The 23,511-nt window shown below is 69.1% G+C and carries 16 protein-coding genes; 9 read left to right on the plus strand and 7 right to left on the minus strand.

Going from position 1 to position 23,511, the window contains the following annotated elements:
• Window positions 1-54: 54 nt before the first annotated feature.
• The gene (locus ACJ8AT_RS26255) at window positions 55-2,241 is read left to right on the plus strand and encodes a hypothetical protein (RefSeq protein WP_407740606.1); all 2,187 of its coding nucleotides are present in this window, start codon (window positions 55-57) and stop codon (window positions 2,239-2,241) included.
• A gap of 81 nt (window positions 2,242-2,322) precedes the next feature.
• Window positions 2,323-3,303 carry a glucodextranase DOMON-like domain-containing protein gene (locus tag ACJ8AT_RS26260; RefSeq protein WP_407740607.1) on the plus strand — a complete coding sequence of 327 codons (981 nt, stop codon included), beginning with the start codon at window positions 2,323-2,325 and terminating at the stop codon, window positions 3,301-3,303.
• Window positions 3,304-3,324: 21 nt separating this feature from the next.
• Here ACJ8AT_RS26260 and ACJ8AT_RS26265 read toward each other — a convergent pair whose 3' ends face one another.
• From ACJ8AT_RS26265 to ACJ8AT_RS26290, 6 genes are all read right to left on the minus strand, one after another.
• The gene (locus tag ACJ8AT_RS26265; RefSeq protein WP_407740608.1) at window positions 3,325-3,828 is read right to left on the minus strand and encodes a hypothetical protein; all 504 of its coding nucleotides are present in this window, start codon (window positions 3,826-3,828) and stop codon (window positions 3,325-3,327) included.
• A gap of 76 nt (window positions 3,829-3,904) precedes the next feature.
• Window positions 3,905-4,123, minus strand: coding sequence for a hypothetical protein (locus ACJ8AT_RS26270; protein WP_407740609.1), 219 nt, complete (start codon window positions 4,121-4,123; stop codon window positions 3,905-3,907).
• A gap of 35 nt (window positions 4,124-4,158) precedes the next feature.
• Window positions 4,159-5,268 carry a hypothetical protein gene (locus ACJ8AT_RS26275; RefSeq protein ID WP_407740610.1) on the minus strand — a complete coding sequence of 370 codons (1,110 nt, stop codon included), beginning with the start codon at window positions 5,266-5,268 and terminating at the stop codon, window positions 4,159-4,161.
• A 142-nt stretch (window positions 5,269-5,410) separates the two neighbouring features.
• Window positions 5,411-7,105: an alpha-amylase family glycosyl hydrolase gene (locus tag ACJ8AT_RS26280; RefSeq protein WP_407740611.1), complete on the minus strand. Its 1,695-nt coding sequence runs from the start codon at window positions 7,103-7,105 to the stop codon at window positions 5,411-5,413.
• Window positions 7,105-10,326 carry a TIGR02266 family protein gene (locus ACJ8AT_RS26285; RefSeq protein WP_407740612.1) on the minus strand — a complete coding sequence of 1,074 codons (3,222 nt, stop codon included), beginning with the start codon at window positions 10,324-10,326 and terminating at the stop codon, window positions 7,105-7,107. Before ACJ8AT_RS26285 ends, ACJ8AT_RS26280 begins: the two co-directional genes overlap by 1 nt.
• Window positions 10,327-10,559: 233 nt before the next feature.
• Window positions 10,560-11,246 carry a DUF1684 domain-containing protein gene (locus ACJ8AT_RS26290; RefSeq protein WP_407740613.1) on the minus strand — a complete coding sequence of 229 codons (687 nt, stop codon included), beginning with the start codon at window positions 11,244-11,246 and terminating at the stop codon, window positions 10,560-10,562.
• A gap of 218 nt (window positions 11,247-11,464) precedes the next feature.
• Between ACJ8AT_RS26290 and ACJ8AT_RS26295 the strand changes: the two genes are divergently transcribed.
• The 3 genes from ACJ8AT_RS26295 (at window position 11,465) to ACJ8AT_RS26305 (ending at window position 15,172) form a co-directional block, all read left to right on the plus strand.
• On the plus strand, window positions 11,465-11,809 hold the full coding sequence (locus ACJ8AT_RS26295; protein WP_407740614.1) for a PilZ domain-containing protein: 345 nt from the start codon (window positions 11,465-11,467) through the stop codon (window positions 11,807-11,809).
• 814 nt (window positions 11,810-12,623) lie between these two features.
• The gene (locus ACJ8AT_RS26300; RefSeq protein ID WP_407740615.1) at window positions 12,624-14,162 is read left to right on the plus strand and encodes a tryptophan dimethylallyltransferase family protein; all 1,539 of its coding nucleotides are present in this window, start codon (window positions 12,624-12,626) and stop codon (window positions 14,160-14,162) included.
• A gap of 8 nt (window positions 14,163-14,170) precedes the next feature.
• Entirely contained in the window at window positions 14,171-15,172 is a 1,002-nt protein-coding gene (locus ACJ8AT_RS26305; protein WP_407740616.1) for an alpha/beta hydrolase family protein, read from the plus strand.
• A gap of 25 nt (window positions 15,173-15,197) precedes the next feature.
• Here ACJ8AT_RS26305 and ACJ8AT_RS26310 read toward each other — a convergent pair whose 3' ends face one another.
• Complete coding sequence (locus ACJ8AT_RS26310; protein ID WP_407740617.1) at window positions 15,198-16,619, minus strand: hypothetical protein; 1,422 nt, start codon at window positions 16,617-16,619, stop codon at window positions 15,198-15,200.
• Between the two features lie 288 nt (window positions 16,620-16,907).
• Between ACJ8AT_RS26310 and ACJ8AT_RS26315 the strand changes: the two genes are divergently transcribed.
• Genes ACJ8AT_RS26315 through ACJ8AT_RS26330 form a run of 4 tightly spaced genes read left to right on the plus strand, consistent with a single transcriptional unit; the run spans window position 16,908 to window position 23,506 of the window.
• A complete protein-coding gene (locus ACJ8AT_RS26315) occupies window positions 16,908-17,939 on the plus strand; it encodes an AAA family ATPase (RefSeq protein WP_407740618.1) in 1,032 nt (343 codons plus the stop codon).
• A gap of 12 nt (window positions 17,940-17,951) precedes the next feature.
• Window positions 17,952-18,833 carry a DUF58 domain-containing protein gene (locus tag ACJ8AT_RS26320; RefSeq protein ID WP_407740619.1) on the plus strand — a complete coding sequence of 294 codons (882 nt, stop codon included), beginning with the start codon at window positions 17,952-17,954 and terminating at the stop codon, window positions 18,831-18,833.
• The gene (locus tag ACJ8AT_RS26325) at window positions 18,830-20,929 is read left to right on the plus strand and encodes a BatA domain-containing protein (RefSeq protein WP_407740620.1); all 2,100 of its coding nucleotides are present in this window, start codon (window positions 18,830-18,832) and stop codon (window positions 20,927-20,929) included. Before ACJ8AT_RS26320 ends, ACJ8AT_RS26325 begins: the two co-directional genes overlap by 4 nt.
• A gap of 15 nt (window positions 20,930-20,944) precedes the next feature.
• Window positions 20,945-23,506, plus strand: coding sequence for an ATP-binding protein (locus ACJ8AT_RS26330; RefSeq protein ID WP_407740621.1), 2,562 nt, complete (start codon window positions 20,945-20,947; stop codon window positions 23,504-23,506).
• The last annotated feature ends 5 nt before the right edge of the window (window positions 23,507-23,511 follow it).

Here is a 23,511-nt window from a genome sequence, read left to right on the forward strand (position 1 = left end):
CCGCGGAGACAGTCCTCCGCGGCCGCGGCCGGCCCTGGAGGAGGGGTTCACATCATGTCGAAGAAGTTCCTGCGGAGGAGCGCGCTGGCGCTCGCCGCGACCGCTACCCTGCTGCCCGCGGCGCCCGCCATCGCCCAGGACGCTCCGAAGCTGCAGATTGGCGGCACCACCTACACCAAGTGGCTGTATGGCAACCTGCGGGATCAGGGCGCCCTCTACAACTTCACCACCGTGCCCGGCGAGGGCTACGGCGACAATGGCCAGGGCACCGAGCTCGAGCTGTTGCTCAACGCCCGGCTCTCCAGCCAGGTGGAGGTGAGGGGCCGCATCCACAGCCGCTTCAGCCAGAACTTCTGGACGAACTTCGGCGGCTTCGGTGGAGACCCGTCCAAGCCGTGCGTCAACGGCGACTGCGGCGAGTTCGATCCGCGCTCCAACCAGTACATCAAGCTGCGCGGCATCGCGGTGGTGCTCACGCCGGGCTACCTGATTGACTCGGCCACCATCGGCGCCAATGACTTCGGCCAGTTTGATCCGTACGTCATCGGCCGCATCCGCTACATCGACCGCGACAACGCCAACGGCATCCTCCTCCAGGGCTCCGGCTACAGCCGGAAGATCACCTGGGACGCCACGCGCATCAGCCTGCCGCGCCTGTGGGCCGGCCCGTCCTTCAGCACGGGCGCGTTCCACGCGGCGGACGCGGCGTACGGCTTCCAGACCAAGTGGACGCTGAGCGACACGCTGGATGTGGGCGGCATCTTCAGCTACGTGCACGACGCGGAGATCTCTCCCAAGGACACCAACCTGGATGATGGCCGGGACTTGACGCCGCGCTTCCGCAACGGCGTGGGCGGCGTGAAGGCCAACCTGCGGCTGGCCGACAAGGTGGACATCCGCGGCTCGCTGTATCACTCGTACTCCAACGCGGACCCGGTGCTCACGCCGGCCGACTTCGGGCTCAACGGCTACTCGCCGGTGATCGCGGGCCGGCACGAGGACAACACCTTCAAGGTGGACGTGACGCTGAGCGATCCGCTGGACATCGGCCTGTCGGTGAACCTGCAGGGCTTCAGCATCGGCTCGGACTACGTGGCCATCATGGCGGCGCGCCGCGAGTCGGACGTGCTGCTCACCGAGGGGCATGATCCGAGCTTCGCCTTCCCGGGCCCCTCCAACGCCTCGTACGGCGTGTTCAAGGGCAACCCCACGCGCATCGGCTACGGCGGGTGGACGAGCGAGGCGCAGCAGGTGGCGACGATCAACGTGGACAACGAGTTCACGGACTTCGACGAGCCCTTCGCGGAGACGGCCATTGGCTGGAAGGGCGTCACGGTGAACCCGGTCTACGGCAACGGGAACCTGGACCTGTCCGGTGAGTACTCGTACATCACCTACAACACGAACTGGCAGGCGTACGGCGATCCGAGCCGCTCGTACCTGAAGACGGACTACCCGACGGCGGAGCTGGACACGGGCGTGGGCCACAACTTCCGCAGCGCGTTCGCGCCCTTCCAGGACAAGCAGACGCACATCGCGGTGCTCAAGGGCCGTTACGTGCTGGACGTGGCGCGCGGCATCGACATCTTCGGCAAGGCCAAGTTCATCCACGAGACGGACCACCGCATCAACGACGCGCGCTTCCTGCCGTACCAGGCGGGCGCGTGCACCGGGGATGGCACGCCTTGCAAGGACCTGCGCAACGAGTACTCCCCGGGCTTCTCCACGGCGGACACCTACGGCAACCCGAACGTCATCGACGTGAATGGCGTGAGGGGCTACCAGTGGAAGCCGTTCGACAGCCTGAGCGATGACGACCGGCTGCTGCGCTACTACGCCTTCACGGCGGGCGCGGGCTACCAGCTGTCGGACGATCTGTACGCCTCGCTGAGCTACACGAAGTACCTGGCGGACCTGTTCGACGGCAACACGGCCTTCCAGGCGTACAACCTGCACGAGATGGCCTCGGGCTTCCACAACAAGAACTCGATCCTGCTCAAGGCGAAGTACATCCTGGCGGGCGTGGAGTTCGGCGCGGAGGCCCAGTACGCGTTCGGCTCGTTCAAGCCGGACTTCGGCGACGGCTTCATCGCCACCGAGGCGGATGAGCAGACGGCCAAGGACTACAACGTGCCGGTGGGCTCGAAGGGCTTCTTCAACCGCTACAACGGTTGGAACAGCCTGGAGACGCGCAACTTCGAGCAGTACCGCGCGAAGGTCTTCATGAAGGCGCAGTTCTAGTCCGCCCTTCGCTTCTTGCTTGAGCTGGGCCCGGCACGCGGCGACGCTGCCGGGCCTTTCTTTTTCCCAGGGGTTCCTCCCATGTCTCTGCTTCGCCGCTCCACGCTGCTGCTGGCGCTGGGGGCCGTGCTGCTCAGCGCCTGCCTCACCCGGGGCGCGCGTGGCGCCTCACCGTTGTTCACCCTGGCGGACCCGCGCGGGGACGACCATGGAGATGGGGACCTGCGCTACCCGCTGCGGGAGGACCTGGGGCCGGGCTCGCTGGACCTGCTGCTGCTCAATGCGTACGCGGAGGACAACGGGACGCGCTTCGAGGCCACCTTCGCCCGCCCCATCGCGAAGCCCCAGGCCGGGCGCACGGTGGATATCGCCGGAGAGACGGAGGCGCAGCGGGCGAGGTTCGGCTTCTACACGTTCAACCTGGACCTGTACGTGGACATGGACCGGGTGGAGGGCTCCGGGCGCACGGACACGCTGCCGGGCCGCAACCTCACGCTGGCCCCCGGCAGCGCGTGGGAGCGGGTCATCCTGCTCACGCCTCGGCCCTATGACGCGAGGGATCAGCTACGAGGGCTCTGGCTGCAGGCGGCCCGGGCGGAGCGGGAGCGCCACCAGGGTCCGCTGGGCGAGGCGGCGGAGCGCGAGGTGGAGACGGCGGTGGAGCGCGAGTTGGCGACGCGGGTCTTCTTCCCCACCCGGGTGCGGGTCACCGGCTCGACGGTGGAGTTCTTCGTGCCGAATGACTTCTTCGGGGGCCAGCCTCGGCCGGACTGGGGCTACGCGCTCGCGGTGACGGGGGCGTCGATCGAGAACAAGGTGGACATGCCCGCGATCTTCGGGAAGTCGGCGCCGCAGCAGGGGCTGATGGTGCTGCCGATTGCTCCGGGCGACTCGAAGGAGCGGTTCGGGGGCGGGCGGATTGGAGATCCGAGCCAGTCGCCCGTGGTGGACCTGGTGGTGCCGCCGGGAGTGACTCAGGAGCAGGTGCTCGGGCCAAGCGGTCCGTCGTGGCCAGCGGTAGTGCCCGTGCCAGAGGCGGGCTCACCCCATTCCGGCGAGTAACGTGCGCCGCCGAGGGCGCGATCAGATCCTCCAATTTCTTTCGAATTGATCCAAGGGCGTGAAGCTCACGTTTTTGATCTTCGCCCGCTCGAAAGCCTTTTTGACCTCTTCCACCACGAGCACATACCCAACCCTCTCACCGGGAATGAAGAAGTCGGAGCCATCCCAGGAATCGGGATCGAAGAAGAGTCCCTTCCACACGGGGAAGATGCCGGCCGGAAAGATTCGGGGCACCTCGATACCTTGGGCCCAATCGATGTTTCCGCACCGGCCCGTGACGGCAAGACCGTGATAGCCAGGAACAGGCTGCCCCTGTTTGTCGTGGACGGAGACCTCGTAGAGAGCCCACCCGGTGAACCCGTGCGCGCGCAGCAGTTGCACCACGGAATCAGCGACAATGAGCGGGACTGCATGCGTCGTCCACATCACCGCCGACGGTTTTGCGCTCCCCATCGCCCATTGGATTGTGATTGGGTGGGCCGGTTGCAGTTCGGCACGGATCAAGCCGAAGTCATCGGTCCCCACGTCCATTCTACCCCTGAACGCTCTGGTGCTCCCTGACTCCTCCAGGAGGAAGAGCTTGTCGAAGCCAGGGAAGCCCTTAGAAGTTGACTTGGAACCCAAACTCGCCTCCCAGCTCTCTTCCAAACTGCAGGATCTGTTCGACAGTAGGACTACCACCAAGGAACCTCCTCCATCGCCCGTTGTATTTGAACGCGTTCTTGAGGTGGCTGGACTGCTCCCACCATGCGCCGTACTTCGGGTCGTGGATGTTGATCCCTGCCTTCTGAAATTTTTCTGCAAACTCCTGAGGGAACACGTGATGGGCGTGCGCATCCTTGGGCATCCGTCCCGTCAAACGCGCGAGGTTTTCCCGAAGTTGCCCTCCGTGAAGGGCTTGAAGCCGTTACCCGCCTTCTTTGAGTCCCCGGAGCCCTCCTCTGGAGCCTTGGGGGCTTCCATGAGGACGTAGAGGGCACCGACTCCTGTGCCCAGCGCTGTTGCCGTGGCGCCAGCGGGGACCGCCACCTGCTCAACCGCCAGTGTCCCCTCGGCGGTGAGTGACAGCACCGGCAGTCTCGCGCCCGCCGTGGCCATACGCGAGGCTGTACCGGCCGCACTGCCGTAGAGCATGAGCAGGTGCGTGGACAGCCGGGCCGCCTCGCGAATCTGCTCCTGCAACGGAAGCGTGGAGTAGCGCGCGAAGTACTCGGGCGAGGAAGCGATGAGGGCCGCCACCGCGGACGGCAATTGCTGCAGCCCTTGGACGCTGCGCACCGGAGAGGTGACGAACTGAGCCAGCGCCAGCCCCATCTCCCCCAGCGCATCCTGGCTCCCATCGAGCGCGGCGTTGAACCAGTCGCGCTCCAGCCCCAGCTCTCCCAGCAGCGGCCCCGAGGGGCGCAGCGAGTCATCCACCGGATAGAAGACACCACCCCTGTCCCTGTAGAAGGCCCCCACCTCGAAGGTGCCCGCCATGAGCTTGCCCTCGCGCAGCTCCACCCGGCCCATGCGCTGGAGCGGTTTTCCCGTGAGGGCGCTGACCAGATAGCCATCCGGCCGCATCACCACCAGGAACTGGAAGGGGCGAAGGCGTTGCAGCAGCTCGGCATAAGCCACGTCCTCATTCCGGGTGCGCACCTGGCGAAGCAGGTAGATGAGGGAGCGACGCGGGCCGAAGCTGGCCAGGGTCGTCCGCGTTCGCGCCAGCGCCTCCCACAGCTTCTGCGCGTCCTTGGTCTCCCGTTCGTCTCCCACCCCGTGCCAGGAGCCCTCCTCCAGGCCCGCCGACTGCTGCAGGAGTTGGAAGTCATCCTGCTTCTCCAAGAAGCCGAGGGCACCACTGCCCTGCGCGAACTCAGGCGCGAGCGCTTCGTCCCGGAAGGCGGGAGGGCGGCCTGCGGCACCGCTAGTCGCGCAGCCGGTCACCCACAGGAGGGCCATCAGCGGGAGCACAGCCGACAAGTACCGCCTCAGTTCATGACGCAAGAGCGTCAGCGACGGACCTGGTCTTGCCTGGGATCCAATCCTTGCCATCCCTAGACTCTAGGTTCGCCACGTCTCGATGAGAGCGCTCTGGCGCATGCGGATGTGGCGCCTCTCACCGTCACGGCTTCAGGCGCCAGATGCCCGTGGCTCGCGCGGGCAGGGTCACCTGCCAGCCGCTCGCGGTGGATGAGAGCGTGCCGACATTGCTGTCTGCGAAGAGCACCTCGGGCGTGGTGCCCGCCACGGCGAACGGGCCCGCGGTCACGCTCGAGTCCGTGAGGTTGTGCACCACGAGCACCCGCTCGTCCCCCAGCGTGCGCACGAAGGCGAGCGTGCTCGAGACACCCTTGGTGGACGTGAAGAGCTTGAGCCCTCCGCGGCTCAGCGCCTCCGAGGCGTGGCGCGCGTGAATGAGCGCGCGGTAGCGCGAGAGCTGTGAGCCAGGAGCATCCGTCTCCGTGGCCACGTTGCGGCCCGAGGTATACCCCGGCGCGAAGCCGTACCAGGGCGTCCCCGTGGTGAAGCCGCCGCCCGCCGAGCCATCCCACGGCATGGGCGTGCGCTTGGCCTCGTCGTTGTTCGCGGCGCCGTTGGCCAGCCCGAGCTCCTCGCCGTAATAGAGGAAGGGCGCTCCCGGCAGGGTGAGCAGCAGGGCCGCCGCGTTGGCCAGCTTGCCCCCGTTGCCGCCGAGCTGCGTGGCCACTCGCACCATGTCGTGGTTGGTGAGGAAGGGCGCGTCACTGATGCCCGCTGGGTACACGGCCGCCATCTCCGCCAGCTTCGCGGCGATGGGCGCGGCGTTGCCCCCATTGAGGCTCGCGAGGATCTGCTCCGAGAGCGGGAAGTTGAAGTTCAACGGCAGCTCATCCCCGCCCGGCACGTCCTTCGTCGAGCCGTAGTAGGGGGCGATCAGGGGCGTGGTGGTCCAGTTCTCGCCCGCGAGCACCGCGTCCGGCTTCACCTGCCGCACGTACGCGGCGAACTCCTTCCAGAACGCATGGGTCTCCGGCGTGTCGGCCTGCCCACCGCCCGCGCCTGTCTCGATGAGGTAGCGCGCGGCATCCAGCCGGAAGCCATCCGCGCCTCGCGAGAGCCACAGCGAGGCCAGGCGCTTCACCTCCGCGCGCAGCTCCGCGTTCTGAAGGTTCAGGTCCGGCATCCCCTCCCAGAAGACGCCGTAGTAGTAAGCGCCGTTGCGCAGGTGCCAGGAGGGCGTGTTGTTGAACGGATCCCACGGCTGCTTCCAGCCTGGATCCTGATCCCGCCACACGTACCAGTCGCGCTTCGCGGACGTGCGAGAAGAGGCGGAGTCCACGAACCACGGGTGGTCCACCCCCGAGTGGTTGATCACGAAGTCGAGGATGACGCGCATGCCTCGCTTGTGGGCCTCGGCGCAGAGCTGCTCGAAGTCCTGCTCGGTGCCGTAGTCCGGCTCGACGCGCTCGTAGTCCACCACGTCATAGCCGTGGTAGCTGGGCGACTCGAAGATGGGCATCAGCCACAGCGCGTCCACGCCCAGGTCCTGCGTCGTGTTGGGGTCCCCGTCGTTGAGGTAGTCCAGGCGGGAGATGAGGCCCTGGAGGTCCCCCTTCCCGTCCCCATTCGAGTCCTGGAAGCTGCGGACGAAGACCTCGTAGAAGACGGCCTTGCGGTACCACTCGTCGCCGGCGGCCGGGGCGATCTCGCTCGGGGGCGGCTGCGTGTCCGGAGTCTTCCCCGGCGTCTCCGGAGAGCCTCCCCCAGAGCCCGAGCCACAAGCCCACCCGGACAGCGCCACGACGAGCACCGAGGCATGAAGACGCGAAGCGCGCATCAGGACCGGCCCACCACCTTCTTGAGGAAGCCCCAGAAGCGGCCCGCTCGCTCGCGCAGATCCGCGCCGCGCCGCTCCTCGGCCGCCCGCGCCGCGTTCACGTCCACCTTGAGCTGCTTGGCCAGCTGATCCGACGTGTAGCGCGTGGCCAGCGTCGCGCGCACGGACTTGCGCGTCTGGTACTCGCGCGCCTCCACGTACAGCACGCACTCCGCGTCCAGCTTGATGGTGACCGCCACGCGCACCGAGCCCTTCGGCCCCGGCGGCAGGCCCTCGAGCCGCACCGTGCCCAGGTACTCGTTGGCGGAGATGTGGTTGTCCTCTCCCTGGAAGATGGACAGCTCCAGCACCTCCTCGTCGTCCCGCGAGGTGGACACCGCGAAGGAGCGCTGGGCCGGCAGCGGCGAGTTGCGCTCGATGACGCGCTGGAAGGCGCCGCCCGGCATCGCCAGACCGATGGTCATCGGCAGCACGTCGATGAGCACCACGCTGCTGACCTTCTCGAGCGCCGTCGAGTACAGCGCCGCGCCCAGCGCCACCGCCTCGTCCGCGTTCACGCTGGAGTGCGCCGACTTGCCGAACAGCGCCTTGATCTTCTCGCGCACCAGCGGCATGCGCGCCTGGCCGCCCACCAGGATGATGTCGTCGATGTCGCTGGGCTTCAGCCGCCCGTCCAGCAGCACGTCCCGCACCACATCCAGCGTGCGAGTCACCAGCCCCTCGCAGATGCGCTCCAGGTCCGCGCGGGTCATCGTGAAGCGCAAGTCCCTCGGGCGGCCGATCTCGTCGGTGACGAGCATGGGGATGTGGACTTCGTAGTGGTTGCGCTCCGAGAGGGCGATCTTCGCGCGCTCGGCCGCGTCGCTCATGCGCGACAGCGCGACGCCGTCTCCCTGGAAGGCCACGTTCTCCAGCTGCTGGAAGCGCTCGAGCAGGAAGTCGACGATGGCGTTGTCGAAGTCGATGCCGCCCAGGAAGATGTCACCGCCGGTGGCCAGCACCTCGAAGACGTTCTTCTCGATGCGCAGCACCGTCGCGTCGAAGGTGCCGCCGCCCAGGTCGTACACCAGCACGCGCTTGTTCATCTCGCGGTTGAGGCCGTAGGCCAGCGCCGCGGAGGTGGGCTCGTTGAGGATGCGCTCGACCTTGAGGCCCGCCAGCGCGCCGGCCTTGCGGACCGCCTCGCGCTGGGGCTCGGAGTAGTAGGCGGGCACCGTCACCACCGCGCGCTCCACCTTCTGCCCCAGGTGCTGCTCGGCCATCTCCTTGCACTCCTTGAGGATGAGGCCCTGCACCTCCTCCAGCGAGAGCACATGGTCGCCCAGGCGCACCGCCGCGCGGCCCAGCGTGTCGGGGACGATCTCGTAGTGGAAGCGCTCGCGGACCTGCTTCACCACGGCGCTCTCGTAGGGGCGGCCCACCAGCCGCTTCGCGCCGTAGATGGTCTGCGTGGGGCGCATGACGAGCTGGTTCTTCGCCCGGTGGCTCACCAGCAGCTTGCTCTGCGCCGTGAGCGAGATGACCGAGGGGATGGTGTTGTAGCCCTCCTTCGAACGCAGCACCGTGGGGCGCCCGCCCGTCATGATGGCCACGCACGAGTTGGTGGTCCCCAGATCGATGCCGACGATCTGCCCCGTGCCCGCCACCGGCACCGGCGGCGGCAGGAAGACGGTCGGCGGCATGGCCATCCTGCTGGGAGGAGGCTCGGGCGGCACGGGCCGGACGGAAGGAGACGGCAGCACCTGGGTGGCACTCTCGGGCGGCTTCGGCTCGGGGGCCCGAGGCGCCTCGGCCCGGGCCACTGGTGGGCTCGGGGCCGGCGCTGGAATCGGACGCTGCGCGGCAGGCGCGGCAGGTGCCGCCACGGGCTGCGCGGGCGGCTTGGGGCTGGGGGGAGGTGCGGGTGCTCGACCGGGAGCCTTGCCCTTTCGCTGATGACCGGGCTTGTCCATCTCCAGGTCGGCGCCATCGCCCAGATCCAGCTCGAACTCCACGCCTCCGCCCGGCTTGAAGACCTCCTCCGTGGTATCCGCCGCGGAGCGGAGCTTGGGCCCCTGCAGGCCCAGGTCCACATCGAAGTCGGCGCCCGAACGCCCAGCCGGGGCCTGCGCGGCGGGAGGAGGCGCCGGAGGAGCAGGAGGCGGGGCCTGAGGCACCGGAGCTGCGGGCGGCGGAGGCGCGGCGGGCCGGGCTTGAGCCACGGGCGCTGGAGGTGGTTGCGGCGCGGGCGCCACGGGGCGGGCCGGTGGAGGCACGGCGATGACGGGCGCGGCCTGAGGCACGGGAGTCGCCTCGATCGTCGGCAGCAGGGAGTCTGCCTCGTCCAGCGGCATCCCCACGGCGACGGGGAGCTCCCCGCCCAGCGACTCCATCTCGAAGTCGATGTCGGGCATGGGCTCGTCGAGGACCTCGAACTTCACCTCGGACGGCATCGGCGCGGAGGGAGCCGCCTCGAGCAGCTCGTCGACGCCGATGTCCACATCCCCCTCGGGAGGCGGCGGAATGGCCAGCGGCACCGGCGTGGGAGAGAAGGGCACGGCGGGGACCGGAGCCGAGGGGGGCTTCCCCCCAACCGGCGCGCCAAGGTCCGCGAGATCATCGAGCAGCGCGGACAGATCCGCGCTCTCCTCCATGCGCTCATCGGCCTCGATGGGAGGCGCGAGAGGCTTCGGGGCGGGAGCCTTCGCGGGCGCACCCTTGGGAGGCGCCGCGGGAGCGGGCGGAGCGACTGGAACAGCGGGAATCGAGCGAGCCACGGGCGCGACAGAGGGCGCGATGGCCGGCAGCCTCGAGGCGGTGACGCGCTTGCCGACGCGATCCAGCATCCCCTTGGCCAGCATCTCCTTCTCCAGCGCATCGGCATCCGCGGAGTTCGCCTCAGCCGCGGCCCTGTTGAGCTGGAGCATCTTGTCGATGAGGTTCTGGGTGAGCGGATCCAGCTCCTGGAACTGGAGGCCCATGCCCGGAGGCCCTTCGGTGCTGTTGGCGTCGCGCACCCAGCGCACCACGGCCGTGCCGCGCAGCACTCGGACGCCGCCGGCGATCTGCACCTCGAATTTGACGAGCGTGCCCACCGGTTGCGGAGTCCGCGACCGGATGAACATGCCGCCAGGGCTCAAGTTGGTGGCGAACTCCTCAGCGAAGCTCCCCACATCCGAGTGCTTGAGCTTCACCAGCAGACCCACGGCCTTCCGGTCTGTCGCGCGCCGCCCCTGTTCCATAGGATCAGAACTGTCGCGGCTCCGGTGCCCCGGGCTCAAGCTCTTATTACGAGCCCTGCCTGCCCGTTTGGTTATCGACCCATGTGTGTAGGCCGATGCCTCACCCAGCGGATCCACCTACCCCATGGCATCCTTGACGGGCCGCCCGCACCACGAGGCGCAGGGCGGCCGCACTCTTCGCCGCGCGGTGACAGACCTACCTGGACCGTTGGAGTGGCGTGAGCGCGGCCCGCTCAGTGGTTGCCGTAGCGCTTCTCTCCGGCCTCGACGCGGAGCTTCAGCCGGTTCTGCGTGGGCGGCAGCGGGCAGGTGGCGAACGAGGTGAAGGCGACGGTGCCCGGAGAGCTCAGCTCCTCCAGCTCGCCCAGCACGTTGGGCACGGGCAACTTGTGCTCGGCGGTGGAGGGCTCGAAGCGCGCCTCCACGCGCCAGGCGGGGCTCGGCGCATAGGTGGGGATGCCGTGGAACGCCTTGCGCGTGGGCGCCTCCGAGTCCTTCACCCGCACGCCCAGCCGCTCGCCGCGACGGATGACGAAGAAGCGCAGCGTCCCCAGCGCCAGCGTGTCCGGAGGCCCCTCGGCATCGCTGCGCAGCGTGCCGCCAGTGAAGGGCTTGCCCTCCAACGTCAGCGCCACCCCGGGCTCGAGGGAGAGGCTCACCGTGCTGCCCTTGCGGGTGAAGGTGCCCGCGTGGGCCGGCATGGGGGCCGGGAAGAGCAAGTCGTTGTCCACGGCCGAGCCGAAGCGGTTGGGGCCCTCCTTGAGCCAGTGCAGCCCCACCAGGGTGAGCCAGCCATCCTCCGCGGTCAGCCGGGCGATACGCTTCGCGTGCCAGGCGCGAGTCTGGGCTTCGAATTCGGAAGGATCATTCATGGTCGGCGAGGCCCCCAGGGCCAGCAGGAGCAGAGGACTCCATCTCATAGGCGCGCGAAGATGGCAGGCCCGAAGGGGCCTCGGGAATCCCCAACGCGCCTCAGGCCCCCGCTGCTCCGTGGCGCCATTCATGAAGGTCTTTGTAAGATAAAAATTACAGTGTGTGCGGCTCAACAAAGGTCAGCGGGGAGCGGTATGCTTTAAGCATGTCATTTTGAACTCTGCCCCCGCTGGTGCCCGGGCAGCGCGCTTGAGGAGACCATACCGTGTCCTTCGACAACGAGCAGCGGCGGCCCCGGCGGTACCCCTTGCGACTGTCCATCAAGCTCCACCGGGGGCGTGACGTGCTGGACGCCGACATCATCAACGCCTCGTCCAGCGGGTGCCTGCTGCTGAGCGAGCTGCCGCTGGAGCCGGGCCAGCAGCTCGAGGCCAGCATCCCCGAGCTGCTGATTCCCCGGACCAAGCTCCACATCCTGCGCTGCCAGGCGACGCCCTCGGGGTACATGGTGGCCGCGTACTTCGATGCGGCGATGAGCGACGAGTCCCCCATTCCTTTCTTCTCGGATGAGAGCCGGCCCGAGGCTTCCATGCCTCGCTGGCTGAACTGATTCACCCCTGGGCGGTGAGCTCCGGAGCCGGCCCGCGAGGGCTGGCTTCCGTTGAGCCCATACGCTCGCGCCCGACCGGAGACCGATAAACGGTCCGGTCGGGGACTGAGATGCGCTCGCTGTCTCGCACGGCAGGGCGATCCAAAGACCCCTCTTCCGTTCAATGCACGAACAGGATCGGGGCCATTGTGCGCTTTTTGACGGGCTCACCTGTCCATTAGCCCTGGGTCATTTCATCCCTGTGGGTCAGGTAAAACCCCTGTATCCAACTTTACGCTCGCTTTGGCCGCAGCTGAAACTCAACGGCTGGAGATCCGAGCCCTTGCGAAAGAACGGCAGCAGCTAGAGATTTTTTTACCCACGCTATTCGACCCCAATAAAAAAAATGCGCCCCTCGCACATGCGTCGGAACCCACCCAGGGGGTATATAAAAACCCCCTCGACTCCGAGAAAATCCGGGGGGTTATCCAACCAATGCGGCGCGTCCTCGGGGGCAAAGCATGGGATTCCAGCGCATCCGGTCCGAAATCAGGTGATGCAGCGGGTCCTGGATCAACTCAGCGAAAAACAAGACATTCTGGGTAGGTCCGCTTTCATCCGCTTCCTTCAGGACACGCGCTATACCCCCCAGGATCGGCTCAGCTTTCTGCCGTGCCTCGCACCGTTTGTCCTGGGCTTTGCGGACCTGCACCGCGCCCTTCGGGAGGGTGAAAACAACCCCATCCCTGAGCTCTCCCACGAAAGCGCACATTGGGCGCTGTACCTCCAAGACCTACAGGTGCTGGGGTTAAGTCCCCCTCCTGACTTTACAGGCATGCTGCATCTGCTGTGGGGGGCGGACGGCAGCTTCGCCCGGCGGACGATCTACGAGCTGATCGAGCTGTCGACAGGGGCCAGCCCGGCCAAGAGCCAGGTCCTGAGGATGGCGCTCCACATGGCGGGGAGCGTGACGCTGGGGGCGCTCGAGCCGGTGGCCCACGCGTACGAGGCGCGCACGGGGAAGAAGCTGGCCGGCCTCCTCCACCTGCGCGCGCAGCTCCCGCGGAGCTCCTGGGCCCCCGGCGCCGTGGAGCTGGACCCGCGGCCCGAGCAGGAGCAGGACCTCCTCGAGTCGATCGACGAGGCCTTCCGCCTCCTGGGTGCGCTGGCCGATCAGCTGCTGGGCCACGCCCGGCGCCGGCTCGAGGTGAAGCAGGCCCAGTCCGCCTGGGAGCCGCCCTCGCTGCTCACGTTCGAGGAGTTCGGCACCGCGCGCATCCAGGCGCTGTGCGAGGCGGTGGGCTACAGCGCACAGGACACCGAGACGGTGAAGCGCTTCTTCACCTTCATGAGCCAACCCTGGGGCTCGCGGTTGATCGGCACCACCCCGCCGTGGAGCTCGGACATCACCGATGACCACACGCCGTTCGAGCTCTCGCTGTCGATCGACGGCGAGCGGCCCGAGGTCCGCTTCCTCATGGAGGCGCAGAACCCGCTGCCTGGCCCCACCACGCTCCGCTCGGCCTGGGAGAACGGGCTGGCGCTGAACGAGCGGCTGAACCGGGAGTTCGGTGTGCGGCTGGAGCGGTTCGAGCAGGTGAAGGAGCTGTTCGAGCCGGTGGATCCGGACGCCCGCTTCGCGCTCTGGCACGCCTTCTTCCTGAAGGAGGGGCGGCCCGACATCAAGGCCTACCTCAACCCCGCGGCGCGAGGCCGCCGGCACGCCCAGGCGGTGGTCCGCAACGCCCTGGAGCGGCTGGGCTTCGCTGGCGCCTGGCGCTGCCTCACCGAGCGGGTCATGCGCGGCGACGAGCGGGATCAGCTCATCTACTTCTCGCTGGATCTGTCGGCGCACCGCGCGGCCCGGGTGAAGCTCTACGTCGCGCACCAGGACACGACTGCGGAGGAGCTCGAGTCCGTCATGTCCCTGGGGCCCGAGTACGTCCCCGGCGAGGCCTGGGTCTTCTGCCAGGCGCTGAGGGGGCGGCGCGGGCGGTTCGGGACGGCGCGCTCGGTGCTGACGTGCCTGGCGTTCACCTCGGATGATGACGAGCGCCCCAGCAGCGTGACGCTGCACGTGCCCGTGCGCTGCTACACGCGCAACGACGAGGAGTCCATGGAGCGCATCCGCTTCCTCCAGGAGCCGCGAGCCCAGGTCATGCTGAAGCAGGCGGTGTACGCGCTGGCGCATCGTCCGCTCGCGGCGGGCACGGGCCTCATTCAGTGGGCCTCCATGCGGCGGCAGGATGGTAGGGTGCGAACCACCTTCTACCTGGCCACGGAGGCCTACGGCGCTTCCTCGACGCAGCTCGTGGCACCGGCCCGGCCCCTGGCCACGGCGGTGCACGGCTCCGAGCAGCGCCTCAACGCGTGATGCACTGGATGGACTCGATCGCCGCGCGGCTCATCGGCCGCCGCCCTCGCTTCTTCTCGGACGGGTGGGGCACTCAGTCCCTGCTCGAGCGGCTCTCGCGCAGCCCCCAGGGCTTCGCTCTGCCGGAGCTCCACGAGGTGACGCTGAGCGCCGCGAGGCGAGAGGGGCGCTTCCTCGTTCAAGAGGGGCGGTTTCCCAGCCCCGCGGCGGTAGGCCCCCTGCCCGCCTCGAGCGCCGAGGCCCGCTTCCAACTGCTGCTGCCTCCGAACGCCGGGCCTCGCCCTCCTATCTGCGTCTTCCTGGCCGCCTCGGGAGATCACGGCTATGGCCTGCGGCGCTTCCTGGCCCGGCCGCTCGTCTCCCAGGGCCTGGGGGCGCTGCTGCTGGAGAACCCTTTCTATGGATCGCGCCGGCCTCCCGGGCAGCAGGGCGAGGCGCTGCGCACGGTGGCGGAGCTGCTGCTCATGTTCCGGGCCACGGCGGTGGAGGCCGTCGCGCTGCTGGGCTGGCTGCTGGCACGGGGCCACCCCAAGGTGGGCATCTCCGGCTACAGCATGGGAGGCAGCATGGCCGCGTACTCCGCGGCGCTCTTCCCGCTGCCCGCCGCCGTCATTCCCCTGGCCGTGGCGCACTCGGCGGCTCCCGTGTTCACGCAGGGAGTGCTGTCGGCCCTGCCCGACTGGGAGGCCCTGGGACGCACGTGTGGAGGCGTGGAGGCGGCGCGCCAACGGCTCGCCGAGGTTCTGGAGGGCCTCGCCATCACCCAGCTTCCACCGCTGTCCAACCCGCGCCGCGCCGTCATCGTCGCCGCGCGCCAGGATGGCTTCGTTCCCTCCGCCTCCACCCTGCGGCTGCTGCAGCACTGGCGCGGCGCCGAGCTTCGCTACGTCCAGGGAGGCCACGTGAGCGGCCTGCTGGCCGGGCGGCGGATCATCACCCAGGCCGTGCTCGACGCCTTCTCCCGCATCGAGGCCCTCCAGCTGCCCGACGAGGCCCCCGCGGCCAGCTGAAAGGCGTGCTCGCGGCTCCGCCGTCTCAGGGCACCACGAAGCGGAGGAACGCGTCCTGGTTCCAGTGGTCCGTCGTGACTCCGTCGCGCTGGTGCCCGGTCACCACCAGCGCCCCTCCCGCGACCGAGCCCACCGCCGTGCTCGTGAGCGTGCAGGCGCCGCTCTCGCAGGACTCGGGCTGGAGCGTGCGCTCCCCCCGGGAAGCTCCATCCGGCGCGTAGAAGGAGAGCGTGCTCCCGCAGGCCGCCACCACCTCGCTCGACGCTCCCACCGCCAGTGAGGGCACGAAGCCCAGGGCATCGCACCCGGGCCGCCGCAACCACCCCTCGTGGCCTTGCGAATCCATCGTCAGCAGGAAGGCACCGCCCTCCGGCAGCGTCGTGCCGCCCCAGCGCAGGGCGCCCTGCGCTTCGCCCGCCACCACCACCGAGCCATCCGCCCTCACCGCCACGCCGGTGATGCGGCCCTCGACGCCGCTCAGCACCCGCCCCCAGGCCAGGCTCCCATCCGGCTCGAACATGAACACGGCGAGGCTCGGAGCCCCCGCGGCTCCGAACCGCTGATCACTCAGCTCCAGCTCACCGTCCAGCGCCCCCGTGGCTACCGCCCGTCCCGTGGGCGTGAGCGCCACCGCGCCCAGCTCGGTGCCCTCCCCCGCCCAAACGAGCCGCCGCGTCCAGCGCACGCTTCCATCCGCCGCGTAGCGCGTGAGCAGGGGCACATGCGCCTCCGCCGTCCACTCCTCGCCGGAGATGAGCACCTCGCCCGAGGCTCCCACCGACAGGCCGTGGATCTTCTGGCCCACGCGCCGCTGCCACTCGGGCTCACCCGCCGAAGAGAAGCGCACCAGGAAGCCGTCCTCCGCGTCGCCCAGCCCGAAGTCCACCGGGAACAGGAACGCGTTCCCGCCCAGGTACACCGCTCCGTCTCCCGAGGCGCCAATGTGCGGCTCTGAGATCTGGTTCCTCTGGAACTCCCGGGTCCACTCGGGCCCCCCCGCCACCGTGTACCGCGAGAGCGTGAGCGCGCGCTGCTGGCCGTCCACCGGCGGGCGATCCGCATCCTCGCGCGGCGTGGACAGCCAGACCCACGACACGTGGCCCGCTCCATCCACGGCCACTGCCATCCCCGTGTCGTCCTGGGGGCCGCCTCGCTGGTGGGACCAGGGGTGAGGCGCGGGAGGCATCGTCCGCTCGGGCGGCCGCTCGGGAGGCGTTGAGGGCCCAGGAGCCGGCTCGGAGGGAAGGGGCTCGGGCGTCTGGGACTCTTGAGGAGCTGGCGGCTGGGGAGCGGGCACAGCGAGCGTCGGCCCGGGCTCAGACGGTGCCTCCGAGTCCGCGACGGGCGGAGTTCCGCCCTCCTGTCCGCAACCCGCGCCCCACAGCATCAGCGCCGCCACCGGAGCCATCACCGTCCACCGACTTCCGCCACCACTCTTACAGCGCATGCACGCTCCCAGCCCCTTCCTCGCCGCCCGACATTGGCTACCCGGGAAGACGGGTCAGAGAACGTAAGCAGCGTGTTTTCGAAGCGCATTCCAGGGTGAATCCCCCCCTGTCCTCCCCTTGGAGAGCAGGCGCCCGAGCCCCTTGGCGGCTCCAGCGGCAGCCCCTGCCCGGACGGAGGGCCGGAATAGCCGCCCCCCTGGAAGGTTTGCCACCCCACGTCCGCCATGGACGTGAGGTGCGGAAACCGATGGTCCCCGCGCCCTACCCCGGTTAAGAGAACCGATCTTATGGAACGTGCCGCCACCACCCCAATGACCGCGCAGGAGCCGCTGCCCACCGAGGATCTCCGCGCCGTCGATGAGCTCGCCCAGGCCCGGGCGCAGATTGTCGAGCAGATTGAGAAGCGCGTCGTCGGCCAGCGGGATGTCGTCGAGCACCTGCTCATCTCCCTCTTCAGCCGAGGCCACTGCCTCTTCGTGGGCGTGCCCGGGCTGGCCAAGACGCTGCTCATCTCCACGCTGGCGGACGTGCTCAACCTGTCCTTCAACCGCATCCAGTTCACGCCGGACCTGATGCCCTCGGACATCACCGGCACGGACATCCTCGAGGAGGACAAGGCCACCGGGCACCGCACCTTCCGCTTCGTGCAGGGCCCGCTGTTCGCCAACATCATCCTCGCGGACGAGGTGAACCGCACCCCGCCCAAGACGCAGGCGGCGCTGCTCCAGGCCATGCAGGAGTACCGCATCACCGCCGGCGGCCGGACCTACCCGTTGGACTTGCCCTTCCTCGTGTTCGCCACGCAGAACCCCATCGAGCAGGAGGGCACCTACCCGCTGCCCGAGGCGCAGCTCGACCGCTTCATGTTCCTGGTGGACGTGGGCTACCCCACCGCCGAGGAGGAGGTGCAGATCGTCAAGAGCACCACCGGCGGGGCCCAGCCGAAGCTGGAGAAGATCCTCTCGCCCGAGCGCATCCTCGCGCTGCAGGAGCTGGTGCGCCGGGTGCCGGTGCCGGACCATGTGGTGCGCTACGCGGTGGAGCTGGTGCGCAACACCCGCCCCAAGGAGCCGGGCGTGCCCGAGTTCGTGGCGAAGAACGTGTCCTGGGGCGCCGGCCCTCGCGCCAGCCAGTACCTGGTGCTCGCGGCCAAGGCCCGCGCCATCCTCAACGGGCGCTTCGTGGCCACGGTGGAGGACGTGCGCGCCCTGGCCCGCCCCGTGCTGCGCCACCGCGTGCTGCCCAACTTCACCGCCGAGAGCGAGGGCATCACCTCGGTCAAGCTGGTGGATCAGCTGGTCGCCACGGTGAAGGGATAAGCGCAAGGTCCCATGGCGCTGCTCGATGCCCAGACGCTGTCCCGGTTGCAGGGAGTGAAGCTGCGCGCCCGCGCGGTCATGGAGGGCGTGCTCTCTGGCCTGCACAAGAGCCCCCACCAGGGCCAGAGCGTGGAGTTCGCCGAGCACAAGGAGTACGCGCCCGGCGACGAGCTGCGCCACCTGGACTGGAAGGCCTACGGCAAGTTCGACAAGTACTACATCAAGCGCTTCGAGCATGAGACGAACCTGCGCTCGGTGATGGTGGTGGATGCGTCCGCCTCCATGGGCTACCGCAGCGGGGCGCTCTCCAAGCTGGAGGTGTCCACCATCCTGGCCGGCGCGCTGTGCTACCTGCTGGTGCGCCAGCAGGACTCGGCGGGCCTGGCCGTCATGGCGGGCGACACCTTCCGGGATGTGCCTCCGCGCGCCTCCGCCGGGCACCTCAACGTGCTGCTGGATGCGCTGGAGCACGCGCAGGCCCAGGGTGGGACGAACCTGGTGAGCGCGGCGGACCACCTGGCCGAGGTGCTCCCGCGCCGCTCCTCCGTCATCGTCCTGTCGGACTTGCTGGACGAGCGGCAGGACGCGCTCAAGCGCATCCTCGCCCTGCGGCAGCGGAAGAACGACGTGGTGCTCTTCCATGTGGTGGATCCGGCGGAGCTGACCTTCCCCTTCGATGATCCCACCCTCTTCCTGGACATGGAGGGGGATGCGCGTGTCGAGGTGAACCCGCGCGAGATCAAGGAGAGCTACCTGGAGGAGTTCGGTGCCTTCCTGGCGAGCGTGAAGTCGGCGTGCGCCGAGGCGGACGTGGACTACGAATTGGTGCGCACCGACGAGCGGCTGGACGAGGTGCTGCTGCGCTTCCTGGCGCGGCGCGGGAGGCGGCGTTGATCTTCGGCAACCCGTTGATGCTCTGGGGCACGCTCGGGGCGCTCATTCCCCTGCTGGTGCACCTGTTTGATCGGCGGCGGCCCCGCCCGCACCCGTTCCCGCCCATGGCCTTCGTGCTGCGCAGCCAGAAGCGCACGGCCAGCCGGCTCAAGCTCAAGCGGCTGCTGCTGTACGCGCTGCGCACCCTCATCCTGCTGGCCATCCCCATCGCGCTGGCCCGGCCGGAGCTGCGCAAGGACGCGCAGGCCGCCGCGGTGGTGAAGGGTCCGGCCGCCACCGCCGTGGTGCTGGATGCCTCGCTCTCCATGCGGTGGTCGGACGGCACCTCGCTCTTCGAGCGCGGGCAGGACGAGGCGCGCGACGCCCTCAAGGATCTACAGGCCGACGAGCCCTCCACGGTGCTGGTGTGCACCAACGCGCCCGCCACGCCTCCGCCGCTCGGCTTTGATCGCGCTCGGCTCCGAGCCATCATCGACGAGGCCAAGCCCACCTATGGCACCGCGGACCTCTCGCGCTGCATGGACATGGCGGCGCGGGCGCTGGAGGAGAACCCCACGCCGGGCAAGCGGCTGGTGCTCGTCTCGGACATGACGGCCACGGCCTTCCGGCTGGAGGCGCCGCCGCCCACGGTGAAGGACCCTACCGGCAAGCTGGTGCGGCCAGAGGTGGTGCTGCGGGACGTGGCCTCGGGCCGCGAGGCGCTGCCCAACCACGCGCTGGTGGACCTCAAGATGGAGCCCGCGCTGCAGGCCGGACCGCGCGCCTTCCAGTTCACCTTCACGGTGAAGAACTACGGCCCACAGGCGGTGAAGGACCTGGAGGCCACGGTGCGCGTGGGCGAGTCCACGCTGGCCAAGGGCTTCGTGGACGTGCCCGCCAATGGCACCGCGCAGAAGACGCTCACGGTGCGCTTCCCCCAGGGCGGCACGGTGGAGGGCATGGTGGTGCTCGCGCCGGACTCGCTGCCGGAGGATGACCGGCGGCCCTTCGTGCTGCCGGTGCCGAAGACGCTCAAGGCGCTGGTCGTCAACGGCTCGCCCCACGCCACGCGCTACCGGGACGAGGCCTTCTTCGTGGAGGCCGCCCTGTCCGCTCCGGGCTCGCCGGTGGACGCGTCCGTGCGCGACACGGATGCGGGCCTGCGCGAGGACTTCTCCACGTATGACTTGGTGCTCCTGCTCAACGTGCCCGCGCCCAACAAGGAGGACTCGGAGCGGCTGGCCGCCTTCGTGAAGGCGGGCGGCGGCCTCTTCATGAGCATGGGCGACCGCGTGGACCCCGACGCGTACAACCGCCAGCTCGGCGCGCTGCTGCCTCGGCCGCTGCGGGTGGTGCGCACCAGCGTGGAGCGCGAGGACCCCGACTCGGACTCGAAGGCGGCGAAGCTGGCGCAGGTGCAGCTGGAGCACCCTCTCTTCTCTCCCTTCACCGGCCGCGCCGAGGAGGGCCTGGTGGGGGCTCGCTTCTACCGCTACATGCTGCTGGAGGCGGACAACCCCGCGGCCGCTGGCACCAGCCAGGTGCTGGCCACCTATGAGGACGGCGCCCCGGCGGTGGCGGTGGCCCGGCGGGGCAAGGGGCGCGTGGCGCTCTTCACCAGCACCGTGGACCGTGACTGGAGTGACTTCGCCATCCGCACCAGCTTCCTGCCGCTGATGCAGCGCTTCGCCGCGTACCTCACCGGCTCGCTGGAGGAGCGCGAGGAGCAGCGGGTGCGCGTGGGTGAGACGGTGACGCTGCGGCCCGAGCAAGGACAGACGCTCGCCGCGGTGCGCGCGCCGGACGGGGCCGAGCTGCCGGTGAAGGCGCAGCAGGATGGCACCGTGGTGGCCGGCCCCCTGGTGGAGCCGGGCCTGCATGCCGTGCTGGGCGCCGATGGCAAGCCGCTCCAGGCGCTGGACTTCCCCGTGACGCTGGACCCGGCCGAGAGCGATCTCACGCGCGTCCCCTCGGACACGCTCACCGCCTACTTCGGCGAGGAGACGGTCAAGGCCTCCAGCAACGACGCCGAGCGCCCAAAGGTTCCGCTCTGGACATGGCTCATCGTCGCCGCGTGCGCTGCCTTCTTCTTCGAGGGTACGCTGTTGCGGAAGTAGTCAGCGCCACCCGCGATGATGCACCCTTCCCGAGAGCTCCACCCAGGGCAGCCGCTGCGAAGCCTTCCGAGCCTGGCCGCGAACCTCTCCCCCTTCGCGAGCTCCACGCCGGGACGCTACGGTGTTGCCGTCCTGAGCACCGCGCTGGCGCTCCTGCTCCAGAAGACCCTCGGCAGTTACATCCTCGCCACGCCCTTCCTGCTGTTCTTCGGCGCGGTGATGCTCTCGGGCTGGTGGGGAGGAGCAGGGCCGGGGCTGCTGTCCATGGGCCTGTCCGCGCTGGCGACCGACTACTACTTCCTGCCGCCTTTCCAGGCGCTCAAGCTCTACCCCGGCCAGGCGGTCTCGCTCGGGCTCTTCGTCGTGATTGGCTCCGTGATGACGCGGCTGAACCTGTCGCTACGGCGGAGGAGCGCCGAGCGGACCCGGTTGCTGGAGCTCGAGCGCCAGGCCCGGCTCGAGCTGGAGGCCGAGCGGGCTCGCCTGCATGAGCTGCTCATGCAGGCCCCCGCCTTCGTGGCGCTGTTCCGCGGGCCCGAGCACGTCTACACACTGTCCAACCCGCTGAACAACGATGCGCTGGGGCACAGGCCGGTGCTGGGCAAGACGATCCGTGAGGCCGTGCCCGAGGTGGAGCCCCAGGGCTTCGTGGCCCAGCTCGATCGCGTGTACGCGACCGGCACGGCCTTCACGGCTCGGGAGGTGCCCGTCAAGCTCCCCGGGCCCGATGGCACCGAGCGGGAGCTCTTCATCACGCTCATCTATCAGGCGACGCGCGACGCCCAGGGCCGCATCGACGGGATTGCCCACTTCGGCTTCGACGTCACCGCCACCGTCCGCGCGCGCCAGCAAGCCGAGGCGCTGGCCACCGAGCTCCAGCGCAGCGAGGAGCGCTACCGCGGCTTCGTCAGCAAGAGCACCGAGGGCATCTACCGGGTCGCCACCGCTCCCATCCCCACCTCGCTGCCCGAGGACGAGCAGATCGAGCGCATGTTCCAGGACTCGTACATCGCGGAGTGCAACGACGCCATGGCTCGGATGTATGGCTTCGACAGCGCGGCGGAGCTCCAGGGCACTGCGTTGACGAAGCTGCTGGTGCGCGAGGATCCAGGCAACGTGGAGTTCCTGCGGGCCTTCAGTCAGAGCGGCTACCGGCTCGAGAACGCGGAGTCCCGCGAGGTGGCTCGGGATGGCTCGCCCCGGATCTTCCTCAACAACCTGGTGGGCATCGTCGAGGGTGGGCTCCTCGTGGGAGCCTGGGGCATCCAGCGGGACGTGACGGAGCAGCGCCATGCCGAGGAGGAGCTCCTGCGCGCGGAGTCGCACTCACGCTTCCTCGCCGAGGCCAGTGGTGTGCTGGCCTCGTCCCTGGACTACGAGTCCACCCTGCGCAACGTGGCCCGGCTCGCCGTGCCGGCGCTCGCGGACTGGTGCATGGTCGACCTGCTGCAACCGGACGGGACGCTCAAGCGGGTGGAGACGGTGAGCGCCGCGCCGGACGAGGCCGGCCTCGCGCGGCTGGTCCAGGAGGACGGAAACTCCTCGAACCCCGGCTCTCCGTCCCTCCAGGCGCTCAGGCAGGGCAGGTCCCTCCTCTTCGAGGACGTCACCGGCTCGCTCGGCCAGCCGGGCGCGCAGAGCCAGGCACATGGGCGGTTGATCTCCGCCCTGGGTGCCGTCTCGTACATCGTGGTGCCCCTGATGATGCGAGGGCGCGCGCTCGGCGTGCTCAGCTTCTTCACGTCTCACTCCGGCCGGCGCTACACGACGACGCACCTGACCCTGCTGGAGGAGCTGGCGCGGCGCGCGGCCCTCTCGGTGGAGAACGCGCGGCTGTACCGCGAGGCCCAGGATGCCATCCGCCTGCGAGACGAGTTCCTCTCCATCGCCAGCCACGAGCTGAAGACGCCCCTCACCCCGCTGAGCCTCAAGCTGCAGATGCTCTCACGCGAGGCGCGGCGGCAGCCCGACTCTCCCTTCCGAAAAACAGTGGAGGACTACGTCACCGTCGGCTCCCGGCAGGTGAAGAAGCTGTCCGAGCTGGTGGGGGACTTGCTCGACGTGGCCCGGATTGCCGGGGGGCGGTTCCGCCTGGAGTTCGAGGAGGTGGAGCTGGGCCTGCTCACGCGGGAGGTGGTGGCACGCCATGAGCTGGAGGCGGCACGGGCCGGCTCCCCGCTCGTGCTGGAGGCCCCTGAGTCCGTGGCCGGGCACTGGGACAAGCTCCGGCTGGAGCAGGTCATCACCAACCTGGTCGACAATGCCATCAAGTACGGCGCTGGAAAGCCCATCCACATCCAGCTCGAGGCGGAGGCGGGCCGGGCCCTGCTGCGCGTGAAGGACGAGGGCATTGGCATCGCGCCCGAGAGCCTGTCGCGCATCTTCGACCGCTTCGAGCGCGCGGTGTCCGACAGGCACTATGGAGGCCTGGGGCTGGGCCTCTACATCACTCGCACCATCGTGGAGGCGATGAGCGGCAGCATCCAGGTCGAGAGCACGCTCGGCCAGGGCGCTACGTTCACGGTGGTGCTCCCCCGGAGGCAGCCCGACGCTCTGCCTTCCCCGCTCTCGGCCTGAGAGCG

It is taken from the genome of Hyalangium sp. (assembly GCF_045802625.1).
Taxonomy (GTDB): Bacteria; Myxococcota; Myxococcia; order Myxococcales; family Myxococcaceae; genus Hyalangium.